Here is a 17784-nt window from a genome sequence, read left to right on the forward strand (position 1 = left end):
AACTCTTAGAAAATTCCTTATTTTTAACAAATGAAGTCTTTTTAAGTTTCCATTGCCTATCGGCCGATCTGGGTAAGGGAGCGTAAGCATCCGCGGTATGACGACTTCAATAGTTATAGTGCCATGCATAGTTTTACTGTGTTAAATGAAGTAAAGTATAATAAAGAATCTGTATAGATGAAAAGAATAGCATTTATTTTAGTAAGCTGGATGACCTGTCTGTCCGGTTTTACCCTGGCTCAGGAAAAGCCAGCTTCTACATTAGATATCCGTATTTTGGAGTCTATTGCCGAAACAAGGACCGAGCCTCAGACACAGACTTTTAAAGTGCTTTCTGATATCAATAACTATGTGCAGGTGGCTGTACCCGTAGGCTTATTAGTTGCAGGAGCTGTTAATAACGACAAAGCCATGCGTCAAAACGCACTTTACGTAGCGAGTAGTACCGCTGTAACGGCATTAGTTAATGTGGGAATAAAACATTTGATCAAACGGAGCCGACCATTTAAAAAATATCCAAACTTTATATCTGTTCGCACAGCCAGTGGCTATTCTTTCCCTTCCGGGCACACGTCATCAGCATTTGCGACAGCTTCCGCATTATCCCGCGCCTATTCAAAATGGTATGTTGTAGCTCCTTCATTACTCTGGGCTTCTAGTGTTGGCTATTCCAGAATGTATTTGGGGGTACATTATCCTACGGATGTGCTGGCTGGTGCGGTGCTGGGTGCAGGCTCTGCTTTTGCATTGGATGGATTAAGAAAATAAAATAGAAATTTGTTTAAACGAATAATTGATGCAAGTTATTAGAATATTGGTGGTGGGCTGTGGTAATATGGGGGCTTCTCATGCCAAAGCTTATCATGATCTAGAAGGGTTTGAAATCGTTGGTCTGGTTGCTAGAGGAGATAGCAAAAGTAAACTTAATGCGGAATTAGGTTCCGAATATCCGTTGTTTGAATCCTACGAGTCCGCATTGGAACAAACAAAACCCGATGCTGTCTGTATTGCGACTTATCCGGATACCCATAGGGACTACGCGATTAAGGCTTTCGAATCAGGCGCTCATGTTTTCATTGAGAAGCCCTTGGCGGAGGATGTAACCTCAGCTGAAGAAGTCGTGAATGCTGCCATAAAATATGGTAAAAAACTAGTGGTGGGATATATTCTGCGTTACCACCCTTCGTGGATTAAGTTTATAGAGGTCGCAAAGACTTTGGGAAAACCTTTGGTCATGCGGATGAACCTCAATCAACAAAGCCATGGTTACATGTGGAATGTTCATCGCAATCTGATGTCAAGTCTGAGTCCAATTGTTGACTGTGGTGTTCACTACATTGATGTGATGTGTCAGATGGCGGGTGTTAAACCGGTACGTGTTTCGGCGATAGGTGCCCGACTTACTGACGATATTCCGGCGTGGAACTATAATTATGGTCAGCTCCAGTTGCATTTTGAGGACGGCTCTGTCGGTTGGTATGAAGCGGGATGGGGCCCTATGGTGAGCCAAAATGCATTTTTTGTAAAAGACGTTTTCGGCCCAAGGGGATCGGTGTCTATTGTTGCAGACAAAGCTAGTGACGAAGGCAAATCGGATTCGGTCGCAGCGCATACACAAACAGAGCGTTTGAGAGTTCATTATGCGGATTTAGATGCGGATAATGAATTTACCAAAGAAGATGAATGGATAAACTTGTCTGATGAACCCGATCATCAGGAATTGTGTAACAGGGAGCAACGCTTCTTTCGGCAGGCGATCATAGCGGATCTTGACCTGTCTTCTTCCATGGAAGACGCGATCAATAGTTTACGCATCGCGCTCGCTTGCGATGAAGCTGTGAAAACCAGGCAAACGGTATTATTATAGTTTTCATTTCATCAAGGTGTATTTCTTTTTTATCCCCTTTTGCAAAAAATAGCGGAATAAAAAACAAATAAATAAAAAATATATAGGAAGGATAGGCTTTTTGGTCTATCTTTTGTTATTTAGCTACATATTTATCATTCTTATGCAGAATTTATTCAAAGTAGCGTTGTTGTTCGGCTTGTCCATCCCTATAGTACATGGGCAGGATAAGCAATGGCAGATGGAGTTGGTGTTTAAAGGGGAGATTTCTCCTGAAAAATTTGAAAATGAGATTCCTGAATTTGCGAAAGAGTTTTATGAGCCTTTTTTAAAAGGAAAGATGGCTTATAAGAATGTTGAGATCTTAGCCGACGCCGATTATTCTTCTGCTGTGATTAATCAAAAGGAACATGCTATTTTGAATAGAAAATTGGCAAAGACATATTCTTTTTCGGCAGGTGACGATATTGTCACGGCGGAATCTTATCACCCACCCTATAAAGTTGTGAGCAATAGATTGAAAGAATCCGAAGGTCCTTATGTATGGATGCAAGATCTAGGTGAGATTGAAAATGTAGCTGGAGTAACCTGTAAAAAAGCAAAATTATTCATCAAAAATCAAGCAGATTCGGCTGAAGCCATCGTTTGGTATTCGGAAGCGGTACCAACCTATTATATGACCGCTTTTTCGTTTGTCAATGATCTTCCGGGGGCTGTGCTAAAATTGTCGTTAGGTGCAAATGCTGATCTAGGTTTCGAGACAACTAAAGTGGCTAACGTGTCCGGTACAAAAAATTTCCGATTGCCTCAGGATGTTAAAGTTGTTGATATTTCTGGTGATGGCCCTTTAGAGGGAGACGGAGATGTAAGTTTATTTGAAGATACTTTTCCATTGGACAAGTCGCTTAAATGGATCATGGTGAAAGATAAGGAAACGAACGATGAATATTATGGGATAAAGAGCACAGCGGGGCAGGAAGTGCTGCCATGTTCGCTTTTTTCCCTGGCTTATTTTAATGAGCAGACCGCCATCGTTTCAGATAAGGATAACTACTTTTGGTTGCTGGATAAAAAGGGTAACAAAGTAAATAAAGACGGGTTTGATTGGCTCACTCCGGCGACGGAAAGATTGGCTATTTTTCAGAAAGATGGAAATTTTGGACTCGTTACGCAAGAAGGAAAGGTTTTACTGGATAAAAAGGAGAACATAAGCAAGTTTTTAAATAATTATTTGATGTTCTCTGAAGATGGGAAAATAGGTTTGTTGGATGAGAATGGGAAAATTATTATTAATCCTAGTTTATTATTCTTAGATGTAGATAGTACCGGTAATGTTTTGGTGAGGGATAAAGAAGGGGAGGAGACCAAAACACTTGAACTTGATACGTTTATAAAGGAATATGTAAAGTGATTTAGGTTTTGTTGAATAGAATACTAAGTATAAGTTAACATAAAAAAAAGCATTCAATCGAAGTAGATTGAGTGCTTTTTTGCTTTGATTATTTTTATATTCTGGTTACGGAATATTTAGAAATTTGTGTGTCTGTAGGGAGATATCCCATTTTGGATTTTCCTTGACATAGTCAATAATGGACGGGGTCATTTCTTTGGATTTGGACCATTCCGGCTGAAGGTATAATCTGCAATTTGGTCCAACTAATTGAGCATATTCTTCTCCCCAGGCAAAATCACTTTTATTGAAAACGATCACTTTGAGCTCACCTGCAGCATCGAGCACATCTTTTCTTGGGGCCTTGAATTTTTTTGGAGACAGGCAGATCCAATCCCATTCTCCACTTAGCGGATATGCTCCGGATGTTTCGATAAAAGTTTTTATTCCGGCAGCATGCAGCCCCTTAGTGAGGTAATCCAAATTATAGATTAGCGGCTCTCCACCTGTAATAACAACTGTTTTAGCGGGATATTTCTTGGCATTTTCAATAATTGAATCTGCCGCTGTAAGCGGATGGATAGATGCATCCCAGCTTTCTTTTACATCGCACCAATGGCAGCCCACATCACAACCACCCAATCTGATGAAATAAGCAGCAGTCCCGGTGTGGTAACCTTCCCCTTGGATGGTGTAGAACTCTTCCATCAAAGGTAATCGTGTTCCGTCTTCTGGTACTTGATTCGACATAGTTAAAATTTGAGTCTGCAAAAGTAGTAAATATTAATGACATGCTCAATTTAAACTGTTGTTTTCAGTGGAATTCATGTCATTTTTATAGGGTTGAAAATTGAGCGGTGATTTTGGTGTATTTTGTGGAAGCGCTGCTTTTTGTTTTCTTTTCTGAGTCCGGTGTTACCAGACGGAGGATTGCTGAAAAACGGACAAGAGATCATAAAAAAACTGTTTATTACCAGAAATTTTGCTAAATTTGTTTCACAATTTATTTATTGAAAACATAAGTGTAATAACATAATTGTACATGTTGTTTTGTGTTTTCTATTTTTTAACAATATAAAGATCATAGTTGTAAATGATTAAAATTACACTACCTGATGGTTCCGTTAGGGAATATCAAAAAGGAATCACTGCAGCAGAAATTGCTTTGTCAATTTCTGAAGGGCTAGCCAGAAATGTTCTTGCTGCTGAGGTGAACGGTGAAGTATGGGATTCTGCCCGTGCTATTGAAGAAGATGCTAGCGTGAAGTTGTTGACCTGGAATGATACAAAAGGAAAATCTACTTTTTGGCATTCTTCGGCTCACTTACTAGCTGAGGCACTGGAAACTTTGTATCCGGGAATTAAATTCGGTATTGGACCGGCAATCGAAACGGGTTTTTACTACGATGTTGATTTTGGTGATCGCGAATTTTCTTCGGATGACTTTAAGGCTATCGAGGACAAAATGTTAGAACTCGCCAAACGCAAAGAAACCTTTGAACGTAAAGCCGTTTCTAAATCGGATGCTTTAGCCTATTTTACCGAAAAAGGGGATGAGTATAAGCTGGATCTGATTAAGGATCTGGAAGATGGAAAGATTACTTTTTATACCCAAGGTGAGTTTACTGATTTATGTCGTGGACCACATATTCCGAATACTGGATTTATCAAAGCCATAAAACTGACCAATGTTGCCGGTGCATATTGGCGGGGTGATGAATCCCGGAAACAGTTAACACGTATTTATGGTGTAACTTTTCCGAAAGCATCGGAGCTTGCCGAATATTTAAAATTCATTGAAGAAGCAAAGAAACGCGACCACCGCAAATTAGGTAAAGAGCTGGAGCTTTTTGCATTTTCTGAAAAGGTGGGTGCTGGATTGCCTTTATGGTTGCCAAAAGGAGCTGCATTACGTCAAAAACTGATTGATTTCTTGCAAAAAGCACAGTTGAAATCGGGGTATGAGCCTGTCGTAACGCCACATATCGGACATAAACAACTGTATGTGACTTCTGGTCACTATGAGAAATATGGTGCGGATTCCTTTCAGCCGATCAAAACACCTATCGAAGGTGAAGAGTTTTTGTTGAAACCGATGAACTGTCCACATCACTGTGAGATCTATAAGGTAAAGCCGCGTTCGTATAAAGATTTACCGGTTCGTTTTGCCGAATTTGGTACAGTATATCGTTATGAGCAATCGGGGGAGTTGCATGGGTTAACACGTGTACGTGGATTTACACAAGATGATGCGCACTTGTTTTGCCGCCCGGATCAGGTAAAAGATGAGTTTAAGAAAGTAATCGATCTGGTTCTTTATGTATTTGGTGCTTTAGGATTTAATGACTACACTGCACAGGTGTCGTTGCGTGATCCTGAAAACCGTACTAAATATATCGGTACCGATGAAAATTGGGCTTTAGCTGAATCTGCGATTATTGAGGCTGCCGAAGAAAAAGGCTTACCAACTGTCGTTGAATATGGTGAAGCTGCTTTCTATGGTCCGAAACTTGATTTCATGGTGAAAGATGCGTTGGGACGTAAATGGCAGTTGGGTACTATTCAGGTGGACTATAACTTACCGGAACGTTTTGAATTAGAGTATACTGGCAGTGATAATATGAAACATCGCCCAGTAATGATTCACCGTGCCCCATTTGGATCGTTGGAACGTTTTGTAGCCGTATTGATCGAACACTGTGCGGGACAATTTCCGTTATGGCTTGCGCCTGAGCAATTTATCGTCTTGCCAGTGTCAGAAAAATACGAAGAATATGCGCAAAATGTTTTGAATTCGCTAAATAATTCCGATATTCGCGGACTGATAGACTTACGTGACGAGAAGGTGGGCAGAAAAATCAGAGACGCCGAGGTGAAAAAGCTTCCTTATATGTTGATTGTAGGGGAAAAAGAGGTGGAAAATGGCACAGTTTCTGTACGTAAACATGGCTCAGTAGAATTAGGAACTATGACTGCTGACGAATTTAGAGATATATTAATTAAGGAAATAACCGTTTAATTTTTAAACATTTGGCATTAAAAAGACCCGGTGGTCCAAGACCACCAATGAGAAAGAAAGAACCAGATCACCGCATTAATGAGCTAATCAAGGTACCTGAAGTACGTTTGGTAGGAGATAATGTGGAACAAGGAGTTTACCCTACACGCAAAGCGTTAGAGTTGGCTGATGAGTTGGAACTTGATTTAGTGGAGATTTCGCCAAATGCTGTACCGCCGGTTTGTAAGATTATCGACTACAGTAAGTTTGTTTACGAACAGAAGAAGAAACAAAAGGAAATCAAAGCTAATGCAAAACAGACTGTTATCAAAGAAATTCGTTTCGGACCTAACTCTGGTGAACATGATTTTGATTTCAAATTGAAACATGCGATTAAGTTTCTTGAAAGTGGTGAAAAAGTACGTGCGTACGTACACTTCAAAGGCCGTGCTATCGTACACAAAGATCAAGGTGAGATCTTGTTGTTACGCTTCGCTCAGGCACTGGAAGATTACGGTAAAGTAGAGCTTTTACCAAAATTAGAAGGAAAACGTATGTTTTTAACAGTAGCTCCAAAGGCTCCTAAAAAATAATAAGAATTCTAACAGATTGATATAAAATTTATAAGTATTATGCCAAAAGTTAAAACCAATTCCAGCGCAAAGAAACGTTTCAAATTGACTGGAACAGGTAAAATTGCAAGAAAAAACGCTTTCAAAAGCCATATCTTGACAAAAAAGAGCACAAAACGTAAACGTAACTTAACACAAACAAGTTATGTATCTGATGGCGATATGGGCAACGTTAAACGTATGCTTGCTATCGGTAAATAAGTTTTATTCGATTTTATTTAATAATAATTTTTTAACCGGGTACAGGGTCGTAAGTTCATTGAAATACATGGCACCTTTTACCAAACTAATTTTAAAAATATGCCACGTTCGGTTAACGCAGTAGCTTCAAGAAGAAGACGCAAAAAAATCCTAGGCCTTGCAAAAGGTTACTTTGGATCACGTAGCAAAGTTTATACTATTGCTAAAAATACAGTAGAAAAAGGTTTACAATACGCTTACCGCGATCGTAAAACCAAAAAACGCGAGTTTAGAGCTTTATGGATTCAACGTATCAACGCTGGAGCTCGTCAACACGGAATTTCTTATTCCCAATTGATCGGTAAATTAAACGCTAAAAACATTGGTTTGAACCGTAAGGTTTTAGCTGATTTAGCTTTAAATAACCCAGAAGCTTTCAAAGCAGTTGTAGACGCAGTAAAATAGAGTTTTTAATCCGCTGTCAATTTGTTAGAGATATTAAAGGAGCCCAAAAGGCTCCTTTTTTTGTTGTCAGCCGTTTGGACGCTGTCTGTTTTTTTGGACGATATCCGCCAGTCTATATAAAGCAATTGCCCGGATTCTATGCTTGAAAGACATCGTCTATCTCGTTGTCAGCTGAAATGATTAAACGTTAGCTCCTAATTGGCTTTTTTTGTTTGATTAGGTTTGATTTTTGTACAGTGATTTATAAACATACAATTATGAAAATAAGAACGATCGCATTTGGATTTTCACTCCTTTTATTGGGCGGGATGGTGATGGCTAAAGGGCCTGGATCTCGCACTTCGTTAAACACTGTTTTCGATCAACAAGGAAAAGTTATTTCAATTGAGGGGGTAGGGAATACCCGTACCATCGAAGCTAAAGGTGGTGAGACAATTCAAATTGAAGGTGCTGATAACAAGGTAGTGATACACGGGAATGTCGGCAAATTAATTATTGAAGGCAAAGGGAATACTGTGACAGGTCATGATGTATCAACGGTGACAATAGAGGGTGCGGACAATATGGTTAATATTGGCTCTCTCGAAACCGTTCAAATTGAAGGTATCAAAAATCACGTTCACTACAAGTCAACTAAGAACAAATCCGGAAAAGCAAAAGTCTCTACTGAAGGTGCTGACAATATGGTTATGAAGGTGGAAAAATAGTATAGCTATGTGTTGTCTTAATGGTCCTCGGGATGTGCAGGATCTATTTTGTTATCCGGAGAATTAAATTCCGCTGCTGTATCGTCCGAATTTTGTTTCGATATAGGATACGGCTTTAGAAAATCTTGATCAAAGGGATGTGTTGTCGCAGCCCTTTGAATACTGTCATCATTCTGATATGTCCGAAGACAGGTACCTTTGATGCGATCAGAGTTATACACATAGCTTCCCCAAATGCAAAAAAAGAAAATCGCTTTTATAGTATCTTTGTAGTGTACGAGGGGACCATCTATTTTATCTAAATAACTTTTAAACATAAAATAGGATGCAATTCCATCAATGGTACAGAATATGGCCATAAATAGTGCAACCATAAAGAAAGTCTGTGCGAAAATGTCCCTTTTCTTGATCAGTAAGATACAGCTATAAATCAAACCAGCCAGTATCAATACATTACCGATTATTTCCGATAGCAACAGAATTTTGTATAAAATGGGCGAAACACCTTCTAACTGATCTGCCGCTTGCCAAGTATTTAAATTAAAAAAGGACTGTTGAAAGAAAAATATACCTGATAGGGTCAATATATTTATAAATAGTACGATAAGCAGTACGATCATCCACCCACCGATTTGATCGTGGTAAATTTCATCATAGGGTTTGATGAAAAAAGGTTTGCTCTTATTGTACTTTTTAACAATATACCAGATGATGACTGGCACCAGGACAATGAATAGGATCAGGGTGAACCAATTTATCTCCTTTGCTGATGTCGGTTTACCCAGGTTAGTTATCCCATCTGTTACATATCCGTCCGCGTCCAGATAAAAACCATTGAAAAAGATATTCTCACGATCGGCAAAATCTGTATAATACTGTTGCAGATCTTTTTGTTCAACATAAGGTTCGTGAAAACCTAAGGTATAAGCAATCTTGATACTATCTGGCTTTATTTCCAATGTCTTTCCGAATACATAGGCGTTACGGTCAAAATAGCTATTGTCTTTATGACTGCCAAATGTATTCTTTCCTTTGTTAACGACGCCGATCTCATATTCGATATCCATAGGGAACGGAAGGCCTAATGGGGCAATACGATCCTCCATAATTTCGGGTAACTTGTCGTTTATATTTGTGCCCAGCAAGGAAATATACTTTTTGGAAGATCCGTTTTCTGCTTTTCCGATGTTTTTAATTTTGTATTTTTCGGTGATCTCCACGCGATTGTTCTCAATATCATCTTTGAATTGTATATGGCCAATTTTATTGATTTTGGGATAGGTTTTCGCATAATACTCCAAGTATTGCTTCTGTATATCGTTTTTGGCACTACCTTGAAAATAAGTACGCATATTGTCCGCCTCATTTCCGAAATAGACTGTTTTAACATCAAGGGTAGCTTCGAATTTGCCTTCCAGCGTCAACGTTTCCTTGACTTTAATATTTCCCACAATATGCTGCGGTACATCGGCAAGCTTTCCGTTTCCCAGGGTCGAGAGCACTTTTCCATAAGCGGGGAAATATCTGTTTTTGATATCTCCGCCCTGATTGGTTATGGTCGGATCAATATATTGGTAACGTCCTCCGATATTAACTTCAACAACCATGTGGTTGAAAGCATAAGGCGAGGGGAGCTCTTCCTGCAGTCCTCGGTCTTTATAAGTATTGGCTAATACCAGTCCTGCGTCGATGTTCTTATTTTTGAGTATTGTTGCCAGCAGCATGGATTTATCCTTACAATCGCCATAGCGCTGCGAAAATACTTTTTCCGGAACATTCGCCCGGTGTGAATATTCTCCCATCTCAATACCCATATAACGTATTTCGTTTTGTACAAAGTCACAGGCCTTTTTTAGGTAGTTATAGGGCTGCCCATTTGACTCTTTCCATAGTTGATTGACGAAAGTTTGAAGTGTACTTGAAGGGACTATCTGTGGTATGGGATTAATCCTGCGGTTCCATTGGTCAACGTCCTGCCAGGTGTTGAATTCTGAACATTGGATATATTTTAAGGGACTGTACCAGGCCGGACTATAGTTTTCGAATTGAACTGTTTTGTTCTCAGTGAGCTCCCAAAAGAAATTTGTTGCATTTCCCAGGGATTGTTGCTGTACTTCAGGTGCACCGTTAAAACTTTTGAATTGAAGTTTGCGACCGTTAGGTACAATGTAATTGAGATGGACCAAACCAGTAGGTTCATATCCCTGTAAGTAATAGGTGTCGAAAAATTTATGTTCAAATACGGGATTTGTACCTATAATTGAATAGGCAAATACGATCTTATCGTCTTTACGCAAATCTTCCAGGACATAATGGGCCATCTGACTTCCGTTGTAGATAGACCTCGAAAGCTCTGTTTCGGATGCAAGGAGATTGAATTTTGCCTGTGGCAGCAAGTCAATATTTTTCCCGTTACGAATGATCTTCAATTCATGTAATTGAAGTTTTTGGAAATGCGGATCAAAGGTTACCTGAACCTGTCCCAGGTTTTCGATCCCACTTTGATCAAACAATACTTTTATGTCCCTATAATATTTTGTTTGTGCAGCTAAGTTTATTTGATTTTCGATTAACTCATAGTAATATCCATCGCTAATATCATCCAGATTTGGCTTTATGGCTTTTTTTGTAATGGGTCGGAGCCAAGTTGGCGACGCTGTTTTTTGAATGGGCGTTTGACTAAAAGACCAGGAAAATGCAGCCAGTACGAGTACGAAAGCTAATAGAAGATGGCTAAATCTTTTCATTAATTCATAATTTAGCCTAAGATAAGTAAAATTTGGACTCAACGGTAGCTGAATTTAGGAAGTATTGGGAAATCTTTATTTCATTGAATCTAGCGTCTTTAAAAATTAAAAGGGTTGTCAATAGCCATTGACAACCCTTTTAATTTTTTGTTCGGTAATTTTATAATTTGCTCTCTCTCTTTTTCTTCTTCTTGACCACTTTTGGCATTTGTGCTTGTTTCAATTCATATTGTCTTTCGATGTATTGGATGATTTCAGAAGCAATATCCTTTTTTGTGGCCTTTTCTATGCCTTCCAATCCGGGGGAAGAATTTACTTCGAGAACTAACGGGCCCCGGTCCGAGGGAATCATATCCACGCCACATACAGTAAGTCCCAATTGTGCGGCGGCAGCAATAGCGGTTTCTCTTTCTGCCTTGCTTAGGCGTATTACTTGCGCTGTTCCACCCCGGTGTATGTTTGACCGAAATTCACCTTCTTTAGCCGTACGTTTCATCGCCCCGACAACTTTGCCGTCGACTACAAAAGCTCTGATGTCGGAACCTTTCGACTCTTTGATAAACTCTTGGATCAAAATATTGTTTCCGAGGCCGTAGAAAGCCTCTATAACAGATGATGCCGCTTTCTTAGTTTCTGCCAAAACAACACCAATCCCTTGTGTACCTTCCAATAGTTTAATCACCAAAGGGGCTCCACCTACCATACTGATCAGATCGTCAACATCGGACGCCGTACGTGCAAAGCCCGTAATCGGAAGGCCGATACCAGCACCTGACAAGATCTGCAGACATCTCAATTTATCTCTGGACCTGGTAATGGCTTGACTTGGATTTGCGGAAATTACATCCATCACCTCAAATTGTCTGACAATAGCCGAACCATAAAAGGTGACGGAAGCGCCTATTCGGGGAATAATCGCGTCAATACCACTGAGATCCTGTCCTTTGTAATGAATACTGGGTTTATCTTGTTGAATGCCAACGTAACACTTACTGTGGTCTATGACAACACATTCGTGCCCCCTTTGTTGTGCAGCTTCTACGAGACGACGAGTTGAGTATAAACTCTTTACTGTCGATAATACGGCAATTTTCACGGTTTGTATATTGAATATATTTTTGTGCTAAGATAACAAAATAGCTTTGCTATTTGTTTTTATTTTGACGGGGACTTCAAGGAGAGGTTTTCTTTGGAAACATCAACCAAAAATCTTCGGTAGAGAAAATTCTTTCCTAAAAGCATTGGGTAAGTCATTTTGGAACGATTTCGAAATGAAATTTTGATACTGAAAACCTGGTCGTAAAGTTTTGCTGTAGTTCGGATATAATAACGCTTTTCCTCTTGACCAAATGAACTCTTGACCAGTTTTGATTTGTAAAGCTTTAATTTTAAAACGTTGGTTTCTTCTGTTTCGAAATTGGTAATGAGTTCGCAATGGATCCAGTCCTGACCATCTTCATTGACGATTTTATAGGAGTTACAGTGCAAAACCGAGGAAGCTGCGCCGGTATCGACTTTTGCTTCTATGCCAAATATTCCTAATTCAGGTAAATCCAGGGTCTCTTTCCAGCCCACGAGAAGTTTTTCTTTCATTGATACCAAAAGGAATAAATGCACCAATCTTTATCACATAGACTGGTGCACACTTGTTTTATTCGTAAATAAATTCTCCAAAAGGAGATGTAATCGTTACTTTTTTAGAAGCGGCATCTTCTACACGGCCGATAATTTGTGCCGGAATTCCGAATGACTCCGAAATGGCAATGATATCCGCGGCAATAGCTTCAGGTACATACAATTCCATCCGGTGCCCCATGTTGAATACTTTGTACATTTCCTTCCATTCAGTATTGGATTCTTTCTGTATCAATTCAAAGAGCGGTGGAATTGGGAAAAGATTGTCTTTAATGACGTGTACATTGTCCACAAAGTGCAACACTTTAGTCTGCGCTCCACCTGAACAATGCACCATTCCGTCAATCTGAGAACGGTACTTATCTAAAATATTTTTGATGACAGGAGCGTAGGTACGTGTGGGTGAAAGGACGAGTTTCCCCGCGGTAACTGTTTCGCCTGTTTCCACTGTGATGCCATTGGTTAAATCCTGACTCCCCGCAAAAACAAGGTCGTAAGGGACAGCCGGATCGTAAGCCTCCGGATATTTTTCCGCTACTTTTTTGTTAAAGACGTCATGACGTGCTGAGGTTAAGCCATTGGAGCCCATACCGCCATTATAGGCTTTTTCATAACTTGCTTTTCCATTGGACGCCAAGCCTACGATTACGTTACCCCCTTTAATCCGGTGATTTGAAATCACATCCTCCCGTTTCATCCGGCATGTAACTGTACTATCGACTATAATTGTGCGTACCAGATCACCAACGTCAGCAGTTTCGCCCCCCGTAGAATAAATACCGATACCCAAATCACGAAGTTCAGCCAATATTTCTTCTGTACCATTGATGATTTCTGCAATAACTTCTCCGGGAATAAGATTTTTGTTTCTTCCGATTGTCGAAGAAAGTAGAATATTATCGATCGCTCCAACACAGAGTAAATCGTCTATATTCATAATGATAGCGTCTTGTGCAATACCTTTCCAAACCGAAATATCTCCAGTTTCTTTCCAATAGACATAGGCTAGAGAAGACTTGGTACCAGCACCATCAGCATGCATGATATTGCACCAGTCCTGATCTCCACCCAAAATATCGGGAATGATTTTACAGAATGCTTTGGGAAACAGACCCTTGTCGATATTTTTTATCGCATTGTGCACATCCTCTTTTCCAGCGGATACACCTCGTTGATTGTATTTTAAATCTGACATCTTAGCGCAAAAATAAGCAATAGCGCTGAATTAACGAACCTTATTTATGTAATTTAATCACTTATGATCGTACGCCAATGCGTGACGAGTTGTTCGAAGTTTGTTTTTGCATTTGCGGGACTGGTACTGGGGAGGCATAGGTAGCGGATGTTCTCTTTTTCGTCAAAATACTTCGTATATAATTTATACGCTTTTTGCCCATTAAAGACTACGAGTTTGATCCCCGGATTTGCCTCTAGGAGTGCGATAATTGGATTGGGGCTTTCATCTTTGATGGCTAAATCCATACTGCCCGGACGGGATGCTTCCGCACATACATCCCATAAACCAATACCATTGTCAAGTAGTAGGTTCACTCTGTCAACATAACTCGTCGTATCGGGATTGTTATATAAATGTCTAATCACTTTCCAGAAACGATTTTGTGGATGTGCATAATATTCATTTTGCTCCAATGATCTGTCACCCGGTAAAGATCCGAGGATAAGCGTTTTGGTATTGGCATTCACAAGTGGTAAAAAGGACCTTTTGAGCATAATCAAAAATAGTAATAAAAATTTTGGCTTTGGAATAAGAATTATTTTTTGCTATATTTATGATATTAAAATGATATCAAATATATATTAACAAATTATGGAGAAATTGATTAAACCTATGTCGGGCTATTTAGCCTTATTAATTGCGGTAGCTTCTTTTATAGCTGCTATATTTTCATTTGCCAACGTCGATGAAAGTTCGCTTTATGTTGTACTTGGCGTCATCCTGATGATCGGAACATTTTTTATCCTAAAGGGATTAATGATTATTAATCCAAATCATTCACGTGTTTTAAATTTCTTTGGTCGATATGTGGGTACTGTAAAAGAGAACGGGTTGTTTTTTGTCAATCCGCTGTATTCTACAATCAAGATCAGTTTACGTTCGGATAATCTCCAGGGGCAGACATTAAAGGTAAACGATAAGATGGGAAATCCGATTGAGATCGGAGCTGTTATCGTATGGCAGGTAGGGGATACCTATAAAGCTGCTTATGATGTCAGTAATTATACGTCCTATGTGCGTACGCAGAGTGAAGCAGCGGTACGCCATCTGGCGGGAAGTTTTCCTTATGATAACCTGGAGGATGAGGGAGCGGAGATCACTTTGCGTGAAGGCGGGGATACGGTGAATCATATCCTTGAGCAGGAACTCGCCGATCGTCTTGCACCTGCAGGGGTGATTATTAAAGAGGCGAGAATCAGCCATCTGGCTTATGCATCCGAAATTGCCGGTGCGATGCTACAACGACAACAAGCTGCTGCCATTGTTGCTGCTCGTTCAAAGATCGTGGATGGTGCTGTAGGTATGGTTGAGATGGCACTAAAGAAACTGTCCGAAAAAGATATTGTTGAACTGGACAACGAGAAAAAAGCGGCTATGGTGAGCAATCTAATGGTGGTACTTTGTGGAGAAAAAGCCGCGACACCAATTGTAAATACCGGTACTTTGTACCAATAAACTGAATGAAATGGCAGATAAAAAGAACTTTATGTTGCGGCTTGATGATCAAATGTATAAAGCATTGGAAAAATGGGCTGCAGATGAGTTTAGGAGTGTTAACGGGCAGATCGAATATCTTTTACATAAAGCGCTGCAAGAAAATAGAAGATTGAGTTCGGAGAAAAAGTCTGCTGATAAAAAATAAAGAATCAGAAAGTAAAAATGTACCTTTGGCTTCGCTTCAAACGAAGTAAAAGGTACATTTTTTTATATAATTTTAAGAAGTAAGATATGGTGATCAATCCAATCTATAAATTATTGGTCGTAAGCACAAGTACTGTCCATGGCAGCGGATTTCTCGATTACATTAAAGAAGATTTTGTGAAATTTATCGCTTCCGATGAGTTGCTGTTTATTCCCTTTGCCAGACCATCCGGAATATCTTTTGATGCGTATACGGCCAAGGTTCAGGATGCTTTGGATGATCAAAATATAAAAGTTACCGGATTGCATGAGTTTCAGAACAAGAAAAAGGCCATTCAGGAAGCAAAAGCAATCTTTGTCGGTGGCGGTAATACATTCTTGTTGTTGAAGACATTGTATGATTTGGATCTTGTACATCAATTGCGCGTACAGGTAAGCAAAGGAACTCCTTATGTAGGTACTTCCGCCGGATCTAATTTGACCGGATTGACCATTGGTACAACAAACGATATGCCTATTGTTTATCCGCCGAGTTTTGACGCGTTGGGATTTCTACCTTTTAATATTAATCCACATTTTCTGGATCCGGACATGAATTCGACCCATAAAGGAGAAACACGGGAAACCCGTATCCAGGAATTTCATCAATTTAATTCACAACCCGTAATCGGACTTCGGGAAGGTAGTTGGTTAAAAGTAAATCAAGGAGAAATAAAATTGGAAGGGTCGTTGACAGCCCGATTATTCAGACCGGAAAGGGAAGCTGTGGAACTTGCTCCCGGATTAATAAATTTTTAAGATTTTGTAAAATCTGCATGGTTTTCGTAGCCTAACATTAAATCCAAAGCGGTCAGCAGCCTATTTTAGATAGAATGGTGCCTTTCCGTCTTAAAAAATACTTTTGTAGATGATTGGATATCATACAAAATAAGCTACTTTTGCGCTAAATCCATTAAAATATTCTTCCAATGGAACAAAATTCAGCATTGCACCCAGCCGATATTGCGGAAGAAATATCGCGTCTAATTAAAGGTGAGCAACATCAACATTTTATGGACTATCCTTTAGAGGATAGATTGGAAATCTTTTCATTTTTGGAAGTAGATGTCCAATACACATTGATTAAATCAATGACCGAGCAGGAATTGTCCGAATTGCTGAATAACCTGAAGCCGGATACACGAAACGAGTTGCTTTCTGAGCTACCGGATGATCTGATCAAATATTTAATCAATCTCTTGAACGAACGTGAAAAGCAGATGGCACTGGAGCTGATCGGATATAAAGAGGATAGTATCGCCCGATTAATGACACCAATGTACGTGCAGGTACGCCCTTATTATACGGTGGATGATGTTTTTCGGCATATTAAAGTTTTTGGAAGAAAAGCCGAGACGCTGAATTTCATCTATGTTGTTGACGAAAAAAATGTCTTAATTGATGATTTGAAGATTGGCCAATTACTACTGTCTGATGGTTCCACAAAGATTTCGGATCTCATTGACTATAATTTTGCAGCAATTAAAGCCTCAACTCCCATGGAGGAGGCCTTCGAAATCTTCCAGAAATACGACCGAAGTGCCTTACCTATTGTTACTGAAGCCGGGGTATTGGTTGGGATTGTGACATTTGATGATGTGCTGGACCGGATCGAAGACCGTGATACAGAAGATATCCAACGATTTGGAGGGATGGAAGAACTGGATCTGGCTTATACAAAGACGCCATTACTTCAGTTAGTACAAAAACGGGCCGGATGGCTTATTATATTATTTTTCAGTGAGATGCTTACCGCTTCTGCCATGGGTTTCTTTGAAGGGGAGTTGGAGAAGGCCGTTGTATTGGCGCTGTTTGTTCCCTTGATTATTTCCAGTGGTGGAAATTCGGGCTCGCAGGCTGCGTCACTTATTATTCGTGCCATGGCCTTGGGTGAATTGAAACTCAAGGATTGGTGGTATGTCATGAAAAGAGAAGTTTCTTCGGGATTGATTTTGGGCAGTATATTAGGTGCCATTGGTTTTCTTAGGATATTGGCCTGGCATTTTCTTGGTTTATATGACTATGGTCCTTATTGGATTGCCATAGGTCTTACAGTAGCAGTGTCTTTGGTGTTTATCGTGTTGTGGGGAACGCTGTCTGGTTCATTTATTCCATTTATCTTGCGTCGATTTGGATTGGATCCAGCCACGGCATCAGCGCCCTTCGTAGCAACGTTAGTGGACGTTTCGGGATTGATTATTTATTTTACCGTTGCAGCATTCTTCTTGCAAGGTAAATTGTTGTAAGCCTTTCAAAAAAATATAGAA

Annotated in this window: 18 protein-coding genes; 12 read left to right on the plus strand and 6 right to left on the minus strand. The window is 39.7% G+C overall.

Going from position 1 to position 17784, the window contains the following annotated elements; genetic code table 11:
• Nucleotides 1-177: 177 nt before the first annotated feature.
• From D7322_RS03795 to D7322_RS03805, 3 genes are all read left to right on the plus strand, one after another.
• Nucleotides 178-768, plus strand: coding sequence for a phosphatase PAP2 family protein (locus tag D7322_RS03795; protein ID WP_121121483.1), 591 nt, complete (start codon nt 178-180; stop codon nt 766-768).
• 28 nt (nt 769-796) lie between these two features.
• Nucleotides 797-1867: a Gfo/Idh/MocA family protein gene (locus D7322_RS03800; protein WP_121121485.1), complete on the plus strand. Its 1071-nt coding sequence runs from the start codon at nt 797-799 to the stop codon at nt 1865-1867.
• Nucleotides 1868-2009: 142 nt separating this feature from the next.
• The gene (locus tag D7322_RS03805; RefSeq protein WP_121121486.1) at nt 2010-3257 is read left to right on the plus strand and encodes a hypothetical protein; all 1248 of its coding nucleotides are present in this window, start codon (nt 2010-2012) and stop codon (nt 3255-3257) included.
• Between the two features lie 105 nt (nt 3258-3362).
• Here D7322_RS03805 and D7322_RS03810 read toward each other — a convergent pair whose 3' ends face one another.
• Nucleotides 3363-3986 carry a 7-carboxy-7-deazaguanine synthase QueE gene (locus tag D7322_RS03810; protein ID WP_121121488.1) on the minus strand — a complete coding sequence of 208 codons (624 nt, stop codon included), beginning with the start codon at nt 3984-3986 and terminating at the stop codon, nt 3363-3365.
• A gap of 343 nt (nt 3987-4329) precedes the next feature.
• On the opposite strand from D7322_RS03810, the gene thrS reads away from it, so the two are divergent.
• From thrS to D7322_RS03835, 5 genes are all read left to right on the plus strand, one after another.
• Nucleotides 4330-6255: a threonine--tRNA ligase gene (gene thrS, locus D7322_RS03815; protein WP_121121490.1), complete on the plus strand. Its 1926-nt coding sequence runs from the start codon at nt 4330-4332 to the stop codon at nt 6253-6255.
• 11 nt (nt 6256-6266) lie between these two features.
• Nucleotides 6267-6827 (plus strand): translation initiation factor IF-3, encoded by a 561-nt coding sequence (gene infC, locus D7322_RS03820; protein WP_077435368.1) that lies wholly within the window; start codon nt 6267-6269, stop codon nt 6825-6827.
• A 39-nt stretch (nt 6828-6866) separates the two neighbouring features.
• Nucleotides 6867-7067, plus strand: coding sequence for a 50S ribosomal protein L35 (gene rpmI, locus D7322_RS03825; RefSeq protein ID WP_002993964.1), 201 nt, complete (start codon nt 6867-6869; stop codon nt 7065-7067).
• 99 nt (nt 7068-7166) lie between these two features.
• Nucleotides 7167-7511: a 50S ribosomal protein L20 gene (rplT, locus tag D7322_RS03830; protein ID WP_046674462.1), complete on the plus strand. Its 345-nt coding sequence runs from the start codon at nt 7167-7169 to the stop codon at nt 7509-7511.
• Nucleotides 7512-7768: 257 nt separating this feature from the next.
• A complete protein-coding gene (locus D7322_RS03835; protein WP_121121492.1) occupies nt 7769-8218 on the plus strand; it encodes a DUF3060 domain-containing protein in 450 nt (149 codons plus the stop codon).
• Between the two features lie 17 nt (nt 8219-8235).
• Here D7322_RS03835 and D7322_RS03840 read toward each other — a convergent pair whose 3' ends face one another.
• The 5 genes from D7322_RS03840 to D7322_RS03860 form a co-directional block, all read right to left on the minus strand.
• The gene (locus D7322_RS03840) at nt 8236-10965 is read right to left on the minus strand and encodes a DUF3857 domain-containing protein (protein ID WP_121121494.1); all 2730 of its coding nucleotides are present in this window, start codon (nt 10963-10965) and stop codon (nt 8236-8238) included.
• Between the two features lie 160 nt (nt 10966-11125).
• The gene (gene rimK, locus D7322_RS03845; protein WP_108632262.1) at nt 11126-12061 is read right to left on the minus strand and encodes a 30S ribosomal protein S6--L-glutamate ligase; all 936 of its coding nucleotides are present in this window, start codon (nt 12059-12061) and stop codon (nt 11126-11128) included.
• Between the two features lie 59 nt (nt 12062-12120).
• Nucleotides 12121-12558 carry an ATP-dependent zinc protease family protein gene (locus D7322_RS03850; RefSeq protein WP_121121497.1) on the minus strand — a complete coding sequence of 146 codons (438 nt, stop codon included), beginning with the start codon at nt 12556-12558 and terminating at the stop codon, nt 12121-12123.
• Nucleotides 12559-12616: 58 nt separating this feature from the next.
• Entirely contained in the window at nt 12617-13795 is a 1179-nt protein-coding gene (locus D7322_RS03855; protein WP_121121499.1) for an AIR synthase related protein, read from the minus strand.
• 53 nt (nt 13796-13848) lie between these two features.
• A complete protein-coding gene (locus tag D7322_RS03860; protein ID WP_121121501.1) occupies nt 13849-14331 on the minus strand; it encodes a DNA-deoxyinosine glycosylase in 483 nt (160 codons plus the stop codon).
• 97 nt (nt 14332-14428) lie between these two features.
• On the opposite strand from D7322_RS03860, the gene D7322_RS03865 reads away from it, so the two are divergent.
• The 4 genes from D7322_RS03865 to mgtE all read left to right on the plus strand — a co-directional run bounded on the left by D7322_RS03865 (nt 14429) and on the right by mgtE (nt 17763).
• On the plus strand, nt 14429-15292 hold the full coding sequence (locus D7322_RS03865) for an SPFH domain-containing protein (RefSeq protein WP_104382566.1): 864 nt from the start codon (nt 14429-14431) through the stop codon (nt 15290-15292).
• 10 nt (nt 15293-15302) lie between these two features.
• On the plus strand, nt 15303-15479 hold the full coding sequence (locus D7322_RS03870; RefSeq protein ID WP_121121503.1) for a ribbon-helix-helix domain-containing protein: 177 nt from the start codon (nt 15303-15305) through the stop codon (nt 15477-15479).
• An 86-nt stretch (nt 15480-15565) separates the two neighbouring features.
• Nucleotides 15566-16276: a dipeptidase PepE gene (gene pepE, locus D7322_RS03875; RefSeq protein ID WP_121121505.1), complete on the plus strand. Its 711-nt coding sequence runs from the start codon at nt 15566-15568 to the stop codon at nt 16274-16276.
• 170 nt (nt 16277-16446) lie between these two features.
• Nucleotides 16447-17763 (plus strand): magnesium transporter, encoded by a 1317-nt coding sequence (mgtE, locus tag D7322_RS03880; protein WP_121121507.1) that lies wholly within the window; start codon nt 16447-16449, stop codon nt 17761-17763.
• Nucleotides 17764-17784 lie beyond the last annotated feature (21 nt).

Origin of the sequence: Sphingobacterium puteale (assembly GCF_003627955.1) — a bacterium.
GTDB classification, from domain to species: Bacteria; Bacteroidota; Bacteroidia; order Sphingobacteriales; family Sphingobacteriaceae; genus Sphingobacterium; species Sphingobacterium puteale.